The following is a 15,969-nucleotide window of genomic DNA, read 5'->3' as shown; positions in this document are numbered from 1 at the left end:
GCGGTCGGAGGTTCGAATCCTCCCGGATGCACCATTTATTACTTCATATTGCTTTTGAAGTGATATGAGTATCGAGCAGTACAGCAGTAAATCCCGATGCATCCGTAGCTCAGCTGGATAGAGTACTCGGCTACGAACCGAGCGGTCGGAGGTTCGAATCCTCCCGGATGCACCATATTCTCCGAGATAACAGCGATGCTGTTGTTTTAAGGTCTGCGAGTTAATCGCAAGCACCAGGGAGGATAACGTTGCTTTAGCAACGGCCCGCAGGGCGAGGCGTAAGCCGAGTAATCCTCCCGGATGCACCATCTTCTCCTTCTTTGTTTATTCCTTCGACGTTCCGTCAGCAATCACACTCTCAGTCAGCGACAAAAACCACCTTTTACGATAAAGTAATGCTTTGTTAATCGTTTAGCGAGAGCACGATGTACGCACAGTATGACGGTTTGATCTTCGACATGGATGGCACCATCCTCGATACTGAACCCACGCATCGTCAAGCCTGGACCGAGGTCCTTGGCCGCTACGGCATGCGTTTCGACCTTCAGGCGATGATTGCCCTCAACGGATCCCCAACCTGGCGTATTGCGCAGGCCGTGATTGAACTGAATCAGGCCGATCTCGACCCACACCTTCTCGCGCGTGAAAAAACCGATGCGGTAAAAGCCATGCTTTTAGATACCGTACGCCCTCTGCCACTGATTGATGTGGTAAAAGAGTGGCACGGGCGTCGCCCCATGTCTGTCGGGACGGGCAGCGAGAGCGCGATAGCAGAAGCGTTGCTCAACCATCTTGGCCTGCGCCACTATTTTTCTGCCGTAGTGGCCGTCGATCATGTTAAAAATCACAAGCCCGCACCGGACACCTTCCTGCTCTGCGCAGAATTAATGGGCGTCCCGGCGGCAAAATGCGTCGTGTTTGAAGATGCCGATTTCGGTATTCAGGCCGCGCGTGATGCCGGAATGGATGCGGTGGATGTGCGCTTACTGTGAGTGACACGCTGTCACTTGCCTCATTATTCGCCAGCAGTTTTCTAAGCGCCACGCTGTTACCGGGAAATTCGGAAGTGGTGCTGGTGGCGATGCTGTTGTCCGGCGTTAGTCAGCCCTGGCTGCTTGTATTAATAGCAACAATGGGTAATAGCCTTGGAGGGCTGACTAACGTTATTCTTGGGCGTTTCTTTCCGCTGCGCGAAAAATCGCGCTGGCAGGAAAAGGCAGTCGGCTGGCTAAAACGCTATGGCGCTGCCACGCTGTTATTAAGCTGGATGCCTGTAATAGGCGATTTACTGTGTCTGCTGGCGGGATGGATGCGCATCTCATGGGGACCGGTGCTCTTTTTTTTGTGCCTTGGCAAGGCGTTGCGCTATGTTCTCGTGGCGTGGGCAACACTACAGGGTATGACGTGGTGGCACTAATTGGTGGAATGAATACGCGACCTTCAATCGTCAACCATTACAATTATGCTGAGTAACATTACTTTGACAGGCGGGAGGTCAATTTGATCCCGGACGTATCTCAGGCGCTGGCCTGGCTGGAAAACCACCCTCAGGCTCTGAAGGGTATTCAGCGTGGTCTTGAGCGTGAAACGCTGCGCGTTAACGCGGACGGTAGCTTAGCGACTACGGGTCACCCGAAGGCGTTAGGCTCGGCGCTGACACATAAATGGATCACAACCGATTTCGCTGAAGCGCTGCTGGAGTTCATTACGCCGGTGGACGGCGATATTGATCATATGCTGACGATCCTGCGCGACATCCATCGCTACACCGCGCGCAACCTCGGCGATGAGCGTATGTGGCCGCTCAGCATGCCGTGCTATATCGAGCAGGGCCAGGAGATTGAGCTGGCGCAGTACGGCACGTCAAACATTGGCCGGCTGAAAACGCTCTATCGCGAAGGTCTGAAAAATCGCTACGGCGCACTCATGCAGACGATCTCTGGCGTGCACTACAATTTCTCTTTGCCGATGGCGTTCTGGCAGGCGAAGGGGGGAGAAACGGATAAAGAAGCGATCTCCGCCGGTTATTTCCGTCTGATCCGCAACTATTACCGTTTCGGCTGGGTGATTCCGTATCTGTTTGGCGCATCGCCTGCCATTTGCTCATCGTTCCTGCAGGGGAAACCAACCACGCTGCCGTTCGAAAAGACGGAGTGCGGAATGTACTATCTCCCGTACGCGACTTCTCTGCGCATGAGCGATCTGGGCTATACCAATAAATCGCAAAGCAATCTCGGTATTACGTTTAACGAATTGCACGAATATGTGGCAGGATTGAAGCGGGCGATTAAAACTCCGTCGGAAGAGTACGCGAAAATCGGCCTCGAAAAAGACGGAAAGCGCCTGCAAATCAACAGTAACGTATTGCAGATTGAAAACGAACTGTATGCGCCAATTCGTCCGAAGCGCGTGACGCGCAGCGGCGAAACGCCGTCGGATGCGCTGCAGCGCGGCGGCATTGAATACATTGAAGTGCGCTCGCTGGACATCAACCCGTTCTCACCGATTGGCGTTGACGAGCAGCAGGTTCGCTTCCTGGATCTGTTTATGGTCTGGTGCGCGCTGGCGGATGCGCCGGAAATGAGTTCAGACGAGCTGCTCTGTACGCGCACGAACTGGAATCGCGTGATTCTGGAAGGCCGTAAACCGGGTCTGACGCTGGGCATTGGCTGTGAAACGGCGCAGTTCCCGCTGGCTAAGGTGGGTAAGGATCTGTTCCGTGACCTGAAGCGTGTTGCCCGGACAATGGACAGCATCGACGGCGGTGACGCGTATCAACGGATTTGCGACCAGCTGGTGGAATGCTTTGATAACCCGGAACTGACGTTCTCTGCGCGCATTCTGCGCTCCATGATCGAGCAGGGGATTGGCGGCACGGGGCGTTCACTCTCGGCGGAGTACCGTGAGATGCTTATGCAGGAGCCGTTAGAAATCCTGAGCGAGGCGGATTTTGTCGCGGAGCGCGATGCGTCCGTGGTGCGTCAGAAAGAGGTTGAAGCGGCGGATACGGAGTCGTTTGAGGCGTTTCTGGCGAAGCAGGCTTAGCAGAAAAGAAAAAGGCCACATCGCTGTGGCCAAAATATACATCTCTGAATTCAGGGATGATGATAACAAATGCGCGTCTTTCATATACTCAGACGTGCATTCTGTAGAAGAGTTCAGTTTATTTTAAAAAAAATCACTATCGGAGGTGACGTATGCCGTTATTAGATAGCTTTACTGTCGACCATACCCGTATGGAAGCACCTGCAGTCCGCGTGGCGAAGACCATGCACACCCCGCACGGCGACACGATCACCGTCTTCGATCTGCGCTTCTGCGTGCCGAATAAAGAAGTGATGCCGGAGAAAGGCATTCACACCCTGGAGCACCTGTTCGCCGGTTTCATGCGTGACCACCTGAACGGCAACGGCGTTGAGATCATCGACATCTCTCCGATGGGCTGCCGTACCGGCTTCTACATGAGCCTGATTGGTCAGCCGGAAGAGAAACGCGTCGCCGATGCGTGGAAAGCGGCGATGGAAGACGTGCTGAAGGTGAAAGAGCAAAACCAGATCCCTGAGCTGAACGTTTACCAGTGCGGCACTTACCAGATGCACTCTCTGGAAGAAGCGCAGGAGATCGCGCGTCACATCATCGAGCGTGACGTTCGCGTGAACAGCAACGAAGAGCTGGCCCTGCCAAAAGAAAAACTGCAGGAACTGCACATCTAGTGCACCTTTCCCCTCACCCTAACCCTCTCCCCAAAGTGGCGAGGGGATGGTTCACTGCTCGCATTAATTTGCGGTGGTAGGGGGAGGGGTGTTTAGGCCATGACCACAACCGCAACGTTCTCCTTTACCCATCGTCCCCTCGTTCCGTTTGCTCATGATTACGTTCACGGCGACAGCGAGCCGTGGCATGAGCACGACTGCGCGCAGCTGCTGCACAGCCTGACGGGCGTCGTGCGGGTCGATACCGCATCCGGCTGCTGGGTAGTGCCGCCCGGGCGCGGCGTCTGGCTACCTGCGGGAACGCAGCACTCGCTTCGCATCACCGGCAACGTTGCAGCCCGCACGCTGTTTATCGATCCGCTGGCGCGGGCCGATCTCCCGGCGGCCTGCCAGATCGTGCAGATCTCCCCGCTGCTGCGCGAGCTGATCCTCACCTCCCTGACGCTGCCGGAGTCGTACTCGCCGGGATGCCGTGACGAGCGCGTATATGAACTCATTCTGGATGAAATTCGCATTATGCCGATGCTGCCGTTTCACCTGCCGGAGCCGGAAAGTGAAGCGTTACGCCAGCTGTGTCGGCAGGTCCGTCAGTTACCGGGTGAAAGCTGGAGCGGTCAACAGAGCGCGAGCTTGCTCGGCATGAGCGAGCGCACGCTGAACCGCCATTTTCAGCAGCAGACCGGGCTAAGCTACGGCGAATGGGTGAGAAGGGCGCGCCTGCTGGAAGCCTTAGTGCGGCTGGCGCAGGGCCAGCCGGTGCTGCGCGTGGCGCTGGACCTGGGTTATGGCAGCCACAGCGCCTTTACCGCGATGTTCCGCCGGGCGATGGGCGTCTCCCCCAGCGATTATTTTAAGAACGACTGACCGCGTTAAGCAGCGCCTGAAGCGACGCGCGCGCCACGTCGCTGTCAATGCCCACGCCCCAGCTGCTGGTCCTGTCCTGGAACAGGCAGCGAATATACGCCACCGAGCGGCTGTCGCTGCGTTCGCCTAAAGTATGCTCGTGATAGTCCTTAATCACAAACGGCGCGTTGACCCAGCGGCTCAAACCCTGCGCGGCAGCGGAAAGCAGCCCGTTGCCCTGACCCTCCAGCTGGCGCGTTCCCCCCTGCGTATAGATGCTTGCCGTCAGCCGAAGTTGCCCATCCTGCTGGCCGTCGCTGCGGTAGGATTGCAGCGCCAGCTGCGGCGTGGTTACCAGCCCATAGCGGGTGCGGAACAGCTGCCACAGCGCGTTCTGCGTCATCTCTTTCCCGTGACGATCCGTTTCCTGCTGCACGTGCTGGCTGAAATCCTGCTGCAGGGCACGGGGCAGTTTCAGCCCATGATTTTGCTCGATAAGCCACGCGCTGCCGCTTTTCCCCGACTGGCTGTTTACGCGGATCACCGCTTCGTAGGTGCAGCCGATATCCTGCGGATCGACGGGCAGATAGGGCATCTCCCAGCGATCGCCAGGCCTGCGGGCATCAAAGCCTTTCTTGATGGCATCCTGGTGCGAGCCGGAGAAGGCGGTATAGGCCAGCCGTCCCGCCCACGGATGGCGCGGATGCACCGGCAGCTGATTACAGGCCTCCACCACTTCGACCACCCGGTTCATGTCGCTAAAGTCCAGGTTCGGGCTAATGCCCTGGCTGTAGAGATTCATCGCCAGCGTCACCAGACAGACGTTGCCCGTGCGTTCGCCGTTGCCGAACAGGCAGCCCTCCACGCGGTCCGCGCCCGCCATCACGGCCAGCTCCGCGCTGGCGACGCCGGTGCCGCGGTCGTTATGCGGATGCACGCTGATGCACACGTCGCGGCGGCGGCTGAAGTGGCGGCAGAAATACTCGATCTGGTCGGCGTAGACGTTGGGCGTGCTGACCTCGACGGTAGCGGGTAAGTTGATCACCATGGGCCGCGCGTCGCACGGCTGCCAGATCTCCGCCACGGCTTCACAAATCTCCAGCGCAAACTCCGGCTCGGTAAAGCAGAAGGTTTCCGGGGAGTACTCGTACTGCCAGCGGGTGTCAGGGTTTTCTTCGCACAGCTGGCGGATAAGCCGCGTGGCGCGGGTGGCCAGCTCGACGATCTGCGCTTTCTCCATGCCGAACACCAGGCGGCGGAACAGCGGGGCGGTGGCGTTATAGAGATGGACGGTGGCCTGCTTTGCGCCGCGCAGGGATTCGAAAGTGCGATGAATGAGGTCTTCCCGCGCCTGAGTTAACACCTGAATCGTGACGTCATCGGGGATGCGGTTCTCTTCGATAAGCTGGCGGACAAAGTTGAAGTCGGTTTGCGAGGCGGACGGGAAGGCGACCTCAATCTCTTTGAATCCGCAGCCCAGCAGCAGATCCCAAAACTGCAGCTTGCGCTCGCTGTCCATCGGCTCGGCAAGCGCCTGGTTGCCGTCGCGTAAGTCGGTCGAGAGCCAGCGCGGCGCGCGGGTGATGGTCTGCTCCGGCCAGCGGCGGTCGGGCAATGAAACGGTGGGATAAGGCTGGTATTTGTCGGCGGGTGTGTTCAGCATGATGCGCTCCTGTTGTCTTTTCACTATCGTGAAGTGATTTCAGGAGCGCTGCTTTATCGAAACTGACAATCGCTGTCGCGTTCTGGACAACGCGAATTAGTGCGCGCCGCCGCCGCCACCGCCGGCGCCAAACGGCGGTCTGGCAAACCACACCAGCCCCAGCAGGACGATGAAGATCCCCGCCGATATCCAGAAAATCTCGTTTGCCGAGATAATCAGCCCCTGGTTGGTGATCTGCTGGGCAATCCAGCCGGATGCCTGCTGCTCCGTCATCCCCATGCCCTGAAGCTGACTGTACATCTGCTGGGCATTCGGATTGTACGGGTTCACCGCTTCGGTCAGCTGGGCGTGGTGCATCGATTCACGGTTGGTCCACAGGGTGGTGGTGATCGACGTCCCGATGGAGCCCGCCAGCGTACGGGTGAAGTTCGACAGGCTCGACGCCGCCGCCAGACGCTCAGGCGGCAGGCCAGAGAGCGTAATGGTGGTCAGCGGCATAAAGAAGCACGCCACAGCAAAGCCCTGAATGAACTGCGGCCACGCCGAGGCGCCAAAGTCCATTCCCGGCTCAAAGGTATACGCGCGCCAGTAGAAGCACACGGCGTACATAATGAAGCTGAACGTCACCAGCCGACGCATGTCGAGCTTGTGGGCGAAGCGGCCAATAATCGGCGACAGCAGGACCGGGATCACCCCAACGGGCGCCGAGGCCAGACCCGCCCAGGTCGCGGTATAGCCATACACCTCCTGCAACAGCTGCGGCAGCAGAACAATCGCGCCGAAGTAGAGCATATAGGCGAGGCTGATACACAGGCAGCCGATGGTAAAGTTTCGCGATTTGAAGAGCGAGAGATCGACAATCGGATTGTCGTCCGTCAGCTCCCAGACAATCAGGAAGCTTATCGACACCACCGCGACAATGGTCAGGATGATGATTTCCTGCGAGTTGAACCAGTCGAGCTCTTTACCGCGGTCGAGCATGATCTGCAGGCTGCCGATGCCCAGGATCAGCAGCGCCAGCCCGATGCTGTCGATACGTCGCTGTTCGGTCCGCGTCTCTCGTCCCCGCAGCGATTGCAGCGTCATCAATACCACGACGGCGCCAATCGGTACGTTGATGAAGAAGATCCAGCCCCAGTGATAATTATCGCTGATGTACCCGCCCAGAATCGGTCCGCAGATAGGCGCGACGATAACGGTCATAGACCACAGCGCCAGCGCGACCGAACGTTTTGCAGGGGGGTAGTTGCTCAGCAGCAAACTCTGCGAGAGGGGGATCAGCGGCCCGGCGACAATCCCCTGAATGACGCGGAAGAAAATCAGCATCGTCAGGCTGCTGGACATGCCGCACGCCCAGGAGGCAAGAACAAACGCCACCGTGGACCAGAGGAACAGCTTCACCTCACCGACGCGCTTCGCCAGCCAGCCGGTGATAGGGATGGAGATGGCGTTTGCCACCCCAAACGAAGTAATGACCCAAGTCCCCTGGCTCAGCGACGAGCCAAGGTTACCGGCGATGGTTGGGATCGCCACGTTTGCGATGGTGGAGTCCAGCACCTGCATGAATGTCGCCAGCGACAGCGCAATGGTCATAATGACCAGCTGCGCGCCTTCCAGCGGTTTTTGCGGCTTTTGCTGTTGCATAACGCTCACCTTCGGATTAACCGGCGTTTGCCTTCACGATGTCATCGATCAGCTTGTTGACCGGATCGAGGCTAATTTCACGGGCGTTACTTTCATAAGCCGGCGTGCTTCGCACCTGGCTTGCGAGGACCTGACCGTCGCGGTTGGCGGTATCCACCGTTACAAGCGTTGAGAGGCCGATACGCAGCGGGTGATCCGCCAGCTGTTTGGCATCCAGCTCGATACGCACGGGCAGACGCTGAACCACTTTGATCCAGTTACCGGTGGCGTTTTGCGCAGGCAACAGGGAGAAGGCGCTGCCGGTCCCCATATCCAGACCCACCACTTTCCCCGTGTACTTCACGTCATCGCCGTAGATGTCGCTGACGACCGTCGCGGTCTGGCCGATACGCATATGGGCAAGCTGCGTCTCTTTAAAGTTAGCGTCTACCCACAGGTTGTCTGCCGGCACAACCGCCATCAGCGGCGTGGTTGGGCTAATCTGCGCCCCTGGCTGGACGGAACGGCGGGAGACGTAGCCGGTCATCGGGCTGACGATTTTGGTACGCTGCAGAGCAAGCCATGCGTTGCGTACTTCGGTCGCCGCCTGCTGTACGGCGGGCTGGTTTTCGAGGCTGGTGCCGAGCACCATCGCCTGGTTGGCGTTGTACTGTTGAATCGCCACGTCCAGCTGTGCCTGAGCGCTGGCAACCGCGTCGCGCGCGTGCTGCAGCTCTTCACGGCCAATCAGGTTAGCGGTACCGAGCGGTACACGGCGGTTCAGGTCGCTCTGCGCCTGTGCGAGTGCGGTTTTCTGCACGTCGATGTTGGCCTGCAGCTGTTTACTGTTGATCATCAGCTGGCGGGTCTGACGGACGCTGGAGGCCAGCGCGGTCTGGGCTTTCTCAAAGGCCTGCTGGGCGTCGGTCGGATCGAGGGTCACCAACACATCGCCTTTTTGCACAAAGTCGGTATTGTCAGCCCAGACTTTCGTCACGCTGCCCGACACCTGCGCCATAATCTGTACCTGGTTCCCTGCCACGTATGCGTCGTCAGTCTCTTCTGCATGACGCAATACTAAAAACCAATAGATCCCATATGCCACGGCAATAATAATAAAGAGCAAGGTCAACAGAAGAAGGGCACTTTTACGTTTGCCTTTCTTATTGGCCGGTTGCTGCGGGGTAGTGCTCTCCGCATTTGCGCTCATTGTTGTTCTCCACGATCTTCTTATTTTCACATCGGCTGAGCCGACCTGTTGTCAGAAAGGCCAGCAGTGTGACGTGCTGGCCTGTCGGTTTTCTTTTATAAATCTGGATTGTTGAGCGTGTCGTCGCGTTAGCGCAGCGCCTCAAGAACGGCGCCTTCTTCATCCATCTGGTCCAGACGGGTGAGCAGCTTGCGAGTGATGTGCTCAAGCTGGTCGCGCTCGGTGGTGCTGAGGGCAGACCAGAGTTTGTGCAGGCAATTGTGCTGAGGTGGCAGCACCTCGCGCAGGAACTGGTGACCTTTATCGGTCAATTGCAGATGCAGGCAGCGGCGATCGTTATCGCTTTCACGGCGCTCAATCCAGCCGCGCTTTTCCAGCTCATCGGCAATACGGGTCGCATTGGTACGGGACGATCCCAGCGCGCAGCTCAGCTCAGAAGGCTGAATGCTGTGGTTTTCCTGAGACTCCAGCGTAATCAACGCCATAAACAACGTCTCGTTAATCCCTTGAGCTTTCAGCATTTTATTACGATTTTCCAGCAGCTTACCCTGCATGTGCATGCACAGGCGGGTCAGCAGGATTTCCTGATACGGGAAGTCCTCATGACGACTGGCGCGGAATTTAAGCATTTGTTCAATGGGCGTAAACGAACTATCCATTTTGGGCATAACCTCATTAATTACAGCCGATATAGTAACGATGGTGACAAATAATGTAAATGAATTATTTGTGCGGTTATATCCGCCAAACGAATGCCACCATCAGAAAGCGCCGGGTAAGTCCGTGACCCGGTGAGCACAGAAAGCGTAGGGTATAAACCCGCTGAAGGGAGGATGTGGGGACGGGGGTCTGAACTATTCATGCCAATTGTAGATATGTCACCCACATTAAAATTTCTGGGATAAATGATTACGTTTACATTAACAGACTGCCGGGCCCCTTTACACCCTAAGAGGCCCAAAGCAATGTAAAACTTAATGAATTGCTTCCTGACGATGGTAGCCGCGCCACCATACAACCAGGTTAAGCGCGGCGACGATTGCCCCTATCCCGCACACGCCTGACCAGCCGGCATGCTGCCACGCCGACGCTGAAATTAACGAACCCGCCGCACCCCCAATGAAGTAGCTGGTCATGTATCCGGCCGTGAGGCGGTTACGCGCCTCGGGCTTCACGCGGTAAATCACGGTCTGGTTGGTGATGTGAACGCCCTGTACGGTGAGATCGAGCACCAGAATACCGACGATCAGCGCCAGCACCGAGACGTGTCCATACCAGATGGCCGCCCAGGAGAGCAGGAGCAAAATCAGTCCGGCTGTCGTGGTCATGTGCGATTTGCCTTTATCAGCCAGCCCGCCTGCCGGGCGAGCGCCCAGCGCGCCTGCTGCGCCTGCCAGACCGAACAGACCAATCACCCCTTCGGAATAATTGAACGGCGGCGCGGCCAGCAGAAACGCCATCGACGTCCAGAGAATGCTGAAGTTAGCGAAGGTTAAACATCCCAGCAGGGCGCGGGTGCGCAGCAGTTTATCCTGCGTGAACAGGCTAAATACGGAGGCCAGAAGCTGCGGGTAATTCAGGTGGTTCTCCTGCTTCACCTTCGGCAGGCCGCGCCACAGCGCCAGCGCCATGATAACCATCAATACGCTCGCCACCCAGTAAACGGTGCGCCAGCCGCCGAGGCTTGCCAGCAGCCCCGCGACGGTACGCGCCAGCAGGATCCCGAGCAGCAGGCCGCTCATAATTGTGCCGACCACCTTGCCGCGTTTTTCCGGCGAGGCGAGCGTTGCGGCGAGAGGCACCAGGATTTGCGCGACGACGGAGAAAAGCCCCGTTAGCGCGGTACCGACGATCATCATCGTCAGCGACTGGCTGCTGGCGGTGATCAGCATGCCGCCTGCCGCCAGAAGCGTCATCGAAACGATCAGCATCCGGCGCTCAAACATATCGCCGAGCGGCACCAGGAACAGCAGCCCGGCGGCGTAGCCAAGCTGTGCTGCCGTCACGATGAAGCCAGCGGAGCTGGCAGAGAGATTGAACGCGCGGGCGATAGTGTCGAGCAGAGGCTGTGCGTAATAGTTGCTGGCGACCGCCAGACCCGTTGCCACGGACATTAAAAGGATAAGTGCGGGGCTAAGCCCTTGAGTTGTTTTCGTCATTGGTTTCAGGAATCGTTAGTTAAGTGATTATTTTTCCGGAAACCATAATAACCAATGATTGTGAATGTTGGGGGATTGTTACGTGCTGGATTGTGCGGTTTGAGCCCCTCACCCCAGCCCTCTCCCCAAAGGGGAGAGGGGACTTTATACACCCTCTCCCCTTTGGGGAGAGGGCAGGGTGAGGGGTGTTGTTTTTACTTCTGCGCTTCAAGCGCCTCTTTTACCCAGCCGTCGAACTGCTGCTGGTGGGCTTTGATCCAGCCGTCCACGTGGCCTTTGACATCCGCCTCAGAGGATTTGCCCGCGTGCATCATCGCATTCTGGGCGTTGATGTCCGCCAGCGGCAGCTTCATCACCGAGAACAGCTTCGCCGCCGCCGGGTTTTTCTCGGCCCAGGCTTTGTTAGCCACAATGTGCATGGTGTTCACTGGGAAGCCATAGTTCATGCCGTTCGGAAGCCTGGTGTCAATATCTTTCTGCTCGCCCGGCAGGGAGGAGAACGGCACCTGCAGCCACACCACGTCTCTACCCGGCTTCAGCACGTCGCTCACCCAGTACGGAGTCCAGGTGTAGTAGATCACCGGCTTGCCCTCTTTAAAGCGGGCAATGGTGTCGGCCATCATCGCCGAGTAGTTGCCGTGGCTCACGTCGACGGTTTTCGCCAGATCGAACGCTTTGTTCTGGTGGTTAATCACCGCTTCACAGCCCCAGCCCGGCGAGCAGCCCATCATGTCGGCCTTGCCGTCACCGTTGGTGTCGAACAGTCGGGCGATCTTCGGATCTTTCAGCTGCTCAATATTGGTGATGTGGTACTTATCCGCGGTTTTCTTGTCGATCAGATAACCCTGAGCCGCACCCGTCACGAAGGTCCCTTCGCGATAGAATTTCTTATCCCCACCGGCGGCGGCATACATGTCGTCGTGCAGCGGCTGCCAGTTCACGGCGGTAAAGGTAGCGTCGCCGGAGGCAATCGAGGTGTAACCCACGTTGTAATCCACTTCGCTCGGCGTGTTGACCGTATAGCCCAGCTTCTCCAGCGCGCGGCTGACGATCAGGGTCTGGAAGCTCTCTTCCGAAATGGTGCTCTGCACCGGCTGCACGGTAATGCCTTTGCCCGGCAGGTCAGCGGCAAACGCGCTGGTGGAGACAAGGGTGGCAAACGCGGTAGCAAAAAGTACGCTCTGTCGCATCGTTGTTCCTTATTTTGTAAATGGGCGGGTCAGTAACCCGACAGGGCCGGTGGTGTACCAGCGACGGTTGCCGCGACTGCGTGAATCACGACCGACGGCCTGGGTAAGGCGGTCAAGAATAATGGCGAGGATCACAATCCCGACGCCGCCGACGGTGGCCAGCCCCATGTCGAGACGGCCAATGCCGCGCAGCACCATCTGGCCGAGACCGCCAACGGCAATCATCGAGGCAATCACCACCATTGACAGGGCCAGCATCAGCGTCTGGTTAACGCCCGCCATGATGGTCGGCATCGCCAGCGGAAGCTGAACCTTAAACAGCATCTGGCGCGGGCTGGCGCCGAACGAGCGCGAAGCCTCAATCAGATCCGCCGGCACCTGGTTAATCCCCAGGATGGTCAGACGGATAATCGGTGGCAGGGCGAAGATAATGGTCACCACCACGCCCGGCACGTTACCGATGCCGAACAGCATCACGATAGGCACCAGATAGACGAACGCCGGCGTGGTCTGCATCGCATCCAGCAGGGGACGAATAATCTTCGCCGCCCGCGGGCTACGCGCCAGCCAGATCCCCATCGGTAGCCCGATGACGATGCAGAAGAGCAGGGCGGTCAGCACCAATGCCAGGGTGATCATCGCCTGCGACCACGCGCCAATCGCGCCGATGGCGATCAGGGAGATCAGCGTGGCGATGCCCATCCCCGCGCTGCCGAACTGCCATGCGATCAGAGAGAACAGGATAATGGCCACCGGCGCCGGCATGCCGAGCATCAGCTGCTGGAAGCCGTTCAGGATGTAATCCACCGGGACGCGGATCCCCTGGAAGACCGGGCGGAAGTGGGTGACCACCCAGTCGATCCCCTCCGTGACCCAGCTGTCCAGCGGGATCAGCGTTTTATGAAACGGATCCATGATGTTGAAGTGTTCTGGCGCAGGCGCGGGCGCGCTGTTCAGCCAGTCCGCGCCGCCGCCATCGGCTGGTGCAGGCGTGGAGCCCCACGCGTCGGCGGATTGCGCAGCGCTGTCCGCTGCCTCAGCGGTGCCCCACGGGTTAGTTTGGTCAGCCATTGTTTGCCCCCTCGCGATCTAAAGCCTGCAGCAGCATCCGTTTGGAGATGATGCCAACGTACTGTTGTTCCTCACCCACGACCGGCACGGCGCACGGCGCCTGGCCCACGTGAGAGAGCAACTCGCTGAGCGGCGTTTCGGCGTCCACGGCAAGCGGAGCGTCAATTAACGCCGCATCGATGCCCTGGCTTTCGCTAAGCGCGGTTTTCAGGGAGTCGATGGAGACAACGCCGACAAACTTATTGCCGCGTTCAACCAGATAACCGTATTCACGGTCTTCGTCCTGCAGCAGCTTAAGAGCGGAGCGCGGGCCGAAGCCTGGCGTTTTACGGATAATACCGTTCGGCGTTCGGCGGGCAATATCTTTGGCGCTAAACACCTGGCTAATATCCACGCCGCGGAAGAAGGTACGGACATAATCATTCGCCGGATTATTAAGAATTTCATCCGGCGTGCCGACCTGCACCACTTCGCCATTTTGCATAATGGCAATGCGGTCGCCAATACGCATGGCTTCATCTAAATCGTGGGAAATAAAGACAATAGTTCGCTGATGTTTAGCCTGTAATTTTACCAGCTCATCCTGCATCTCGGTGCGAATTAACGGATCGAGGGCGGAGAAGGCTTCATCCATTAATAATATGTCTGGATTAATGGCTAACGCGCGGGCTAATCCGACGCGCTGACGCATCCCGCCGGAAAGTTCATCCGGATACGCGTGAGCATAATTTTCGAGCCCTACCTGACGCAGGGCATCCAGGGCTTTTTCCTGACGTACCTGAGCGGGCGTACCGGCTAATTCCATGCCGAAGGCGGTATTATCCAGCACCGTCATGTGCGGCATCAGCGCGAATGACTGAAACACCATTGCGATCTTCTTTCTGCGCACCTCGCGAAGCTCTGCGTCTGATATTCTGGCGATATCCACGCCGTCAATCAGCACCTGTCCGCGGGTGGGTTCAATCAGGCGATTGAGAAGGCGAACCATAGTGGATTTACCCGAACCGGATAACCCCATGATGACAAAAATCTCGCCTTCTTCAATGGCCAGACTGGCGTCTTTAACGCCAAGCGATAGCCCGGTTTTTTCCAGAATTTGCTCTTTCGAAAGGCCTTTTTCAATATATTTGAATGCGCGCTGCGGGTGCTCGCCAAATATTTTATAAAGATTTTTCACTTCTAATTTAATTGCCATGCAATAGAGAGTGTCCTGTTATTTGTTTATGTCGATATGATTACCATGGTAAATTGTTAACGGGCATAACCCTAACATACTCAGAATCTGAGACAACCCTGAGTTGGCCTGACGCCGTAATTTTGCGATAAGCGAAACGGCTGAATTTCCCATGAATAAAGGGCTGAGGGCGGTTTGAATTTTTCTCAATTTTTTGCTGCTGCATCGGGAAATTTCGCCTGAATCGGTGTGATTCAGGCGAATATGACGGGGAAATTACAGTGTAGTGCCTGGGGAAATAGTGGTGTCGAAATAATGTGATTTATATTTAATTAATGAACGTTAATTCATACATTAAAAATCCCAGTCCTCATCTTCTGTCTCCACCGCTTTACCCATCACGTACGACGATCCGGACCCGGAGAAGAAATCGTGGTTTTCATCGGCATTCGGCGACAGCGCCGCCAGAATAGCCGGGTTTACCTCCGCCATCTCCGGCGGGAATAGCGCGTCGTAGCCCAGGTTCATCAGCGCTTTGTTCGCGTTGTAGCAGAGGAACGCTTTTACGTCCTCTTCCCAGCCCGTTCCGGCGTACAGTTCTTCGGTATAGCTCAGCTCGTTGTCGTACAGATCCATCAGCAAATCGAGGGCGAAACCTTTGAGTTCCTCGCGTTTTTCCGGACTGACTTTCTCCAGCCCTTTCTGGTACTTATAGCCGATGTAATACCCGTGCACCGCCTCGTCACGGATGATGAGGCGAATCAAATCGGCGGTATTGGTGAGCTTGCCCCGGCTCGACCAGTACATCGGCAGCCAGAAGCCGGAATAGAAGAGGAAGGATTCCAGAAACACGCTGGCGATCTTCTTCTTCAGCGGCTCGTCGGCGCGGTAATATTCCAGCACCAGCTCCGCCTTGCGCTGCAATGACTCGCTCTCTTCGCTCCAGGCGTAGGCCGCGTCAACGTCTTTGGTCTGGCACAGCGTCGAGAAAATCGAGCTGTAGGAGCGGGCGTGCACCGCCTCCATAAAGCTGATGTTCGACATCACCGCCTCTTCGTGCGGCGTCAGCGCATCGCACATCAGTGCGGGCGCACCGACGGTATTCTGAATGGTGTCCAGCAGCGTCAGGCCGGTAAAGACGCGGATCGTCAGCTGCTGTTCGGCGTGGCTCAGCGTCTGCCAGGCCGGAATATCGTTGGAGAGCGGCACCTTTTCCGGCAGCCAGAAGTTGCTGGTCAGGCGGTTCCACACCTCCAGGTCTTTATCATCCTGGATTTTGTTCCAGTTAACGGCACTCACGCGTGACAGTTTCATCCTTTCTCC

At 57.3% G+C, this 15,969-nt stretch carries 14 protein-coding genes and 1 tRNA gene; 6 read left to right on the top strand and 9 right to left on the bottom strand.

Annotated elements, in window-relative coordinates; genetic code table 11:
• The first annotated feature begins 98 nt into the window (after positions 1-98).
• The 6 genes from OSH03_RS20940 to OSH03_RS20915 all read left to right on the top strand — a co-directional run bounded on the left by OSH03_RS20940 (position 99) and on the right by OSH03_RS20915 (position 4,577).
• A tRNA-Arg gene (locus OSH03_RS20940) sits at positions 99-175 on the top strand.
• A gap of 250 nt (positions 176-425) precedes the next feature.
• The gene (yqaB, locus tag OSH03_RS20935) at positions 426-992 is read left to right on the top strand and encodes a fructose-1-phosphate/6-phosphogluconate phosphatase (RefSeq protein ID WP_266180006.1); all 567 of its coding nucleotides are present in this window, start codon (positions 426-428) and stop codon (positions 990-992) included.
• Positions 989-1,417 carry a YqaA family protein gene (locus OSH03_RS20930; RefSeq protein ID WP_266180005.1) on the top strand — a complete coding sequence of 143 codons (429 nt, stop codon included), beginning with the start codon at positions 989-991 and terminating at the stop codon, positions 1,415-1,417. Before yqaB ends, OSH03_RS20930 begins: the two co-directional genes overlap by 4 nt.
• An 83-nt stretch (positions 1,418-1,500) precedes the next feature.
• Positions 1,501-3,045: a glutamate--cysteine ligase gene (gene gshA / locus OSH03_RS20925; RefSeq protein WP_151412887.1), complete on the top strand. Its 1,545-nt coding sequence runs from the start codon at positions 1,501-1,503 to the stop codon at positions 3,043-3,045.
• Between the two features lie 152 nt (positions 3,046-3,197).
• Positions 3,198-3,713, top strand: coding sequence for an S-ribosylhomocysteine lyase (luxS, locus tag OSH03_RS20920; protein ID WP_008499539.1), 516 nt, complete (start codon positions 3,198-3,200; stop codon positions 3,711-3,713).
• Between the two features lie 99 nt (positions 3,714-3,812).
• Positions 3,813-4,577, top strand: coding sequence for an AraC family transcriptional regulator (locus OSH03_RS20915; RefSeq protein WP_266180004.1), 765 nt, complete (start codon positions 3,813-3,815; stop codon positions 4,575-4,577).
• On the opposite strand, the gene leuA is transcribed toward OSH03_RS20915, so the two are convergent.
• From leuA to nrdF, 9 genes are all read right to left on the bottom strand, one after another.
• Positions 4,564-6,219 (bottom strand): 2-isopropylmalate synthase, encoded by a 1,656-nt coding sequence (gene leuA / locus OSH03_RS20910; RefSeq protein WP_266180003.1) that lies wholly within the window; start codon positions 6,217-6,219, stop codon positions 4,564-4,566. The genes OSH03_RS20915 and leuA overlap by 14 nt on opposite strands.
• Before the next feature lie 96 nt (positions 6,220-6,315).
• Positions 6,316-7,863, bottom strand: a complete 1,548-nt coding sequence (gene emrB / locus OSH03_RS20905; protein ID WP_028014182.1) for a multidrug efflux MFS transporter permease subunit EmrB — start codon at positions 7,861-7,863, stop codon at positions 6,316-6,318.
• 16 nt (positions 7,864-7,879) lie between these two features.
• On the bottom strand, positions 7,880-9,052 hold the full coding sequence (gene emrA, locus OSH03_RS20900) for a multidrug efflux MFS transporter periplasmic adaptor subunit EmrA (RefSeq protein ID WP_266180001.1): 1,173 nt from the start codon (positions 9,050-9,052) through the stop codon (positions 7,880-7,882).
• Between the two features lie 128 nt (positions 9,053-9,180).
• Positions 9,181-9,711, bottom strand: a complete 531-nt coding sequence (gene mprA, locus OSH03_RS20895; protein WP_028014181.1) for a transcriptional repressor MprA — start codon at positions 9,709-9,711, stop codon at positions 9,181-9,183.
• Between the two features lie 315 nt (positions 9,712-10,026).
• Positions 10,027-11,211 (bottom strand): MFS transporter, encoded by a 1,185-nt coding sequence (locus OSH03_RS20890; RefSeq protein ID WP_266180000.1) that lies wholly within the window; start codon positions 11,209-11,211, stop codon positions 10,027-10,029.
• Between the two features lie 194 nt (positions 11,212-11,405).
• Positions 11,406-12,401 (bottom strand): glycine betaine/L-proline ABC transporter substrate-binding protein ProX, encoded by a 996-nt coding sequence (gene proX / locus OSH03_RS20885; protein WP_266179999.1) that lies wholly within the window; start codon positions 12,399-12,401, stop codon positions 11,406-11,408.
• Positions 12,402-12,410: 9 nt separating this feature from the next.
• The gene (gene proW / locus OSH03_RS20880; protein WP_266179998.1) at positions 12,411-13,472 is read right to left on the bottom strand and encodes a glycine betaine/L-proline ABC transporter permease ProW; all 1,062 of its coding nucleotides are present in this window, start codon (positions 13,470-13,472) and stop codon (positions 12,411-12,413) included.
• The gene (proV, locus tag OSH03_RS20875; RefSeq protein ID WP_266179997.1) at positions 13,465-14,667 is read right to left on the bottom strand and encodes a glycine betaine/L-proline ABC transporter ATP-binding protein ProV; all 1,203 of its coding nucleotides are present in this window, start codon (positions 14,665-14,667) and stop codon (positions 13,465-13,467) included. The genes proW and proV overlap by 8 nt, the downstream gene beginning before the upstream one ends.
• Before the next feature lie 333 nt (positions 14,668-15,000).
• Positions 15,001-15,960 carry a class 1b ribonucleoside-diphosphate reductase subunit beta gene (gene nrdF / locus OSH03_RS20870; protein WP_061097302.1) on the bottom strand — a complete coding sequence of 320 codons (960 nt, stop codon included), beginning with the start codon at positions 15,958-15,960 and terminating at the stop codon, positions 15,001-15,003.
• Between the last annotated feature and the right edge of the window lie 9 nt (positions 15,961-15,969).

The organism is Enterobacter nematophilus, assembly GCF_026344075.1.
In the GTDB taxonomy this organism is placed as follows: domain Bacteria; phylum Pseudomonadota; class Gammaproteobacteria; order Enterobacterales; family Enterobacteriaceae; genus Enterobacter; species Enterobacter nematophilus.
The sequence above is the reverse complement of the archived record's forward strand: the minus strand, read 5'-3'. Positions and strand labels throughout refer to the sequence as shown.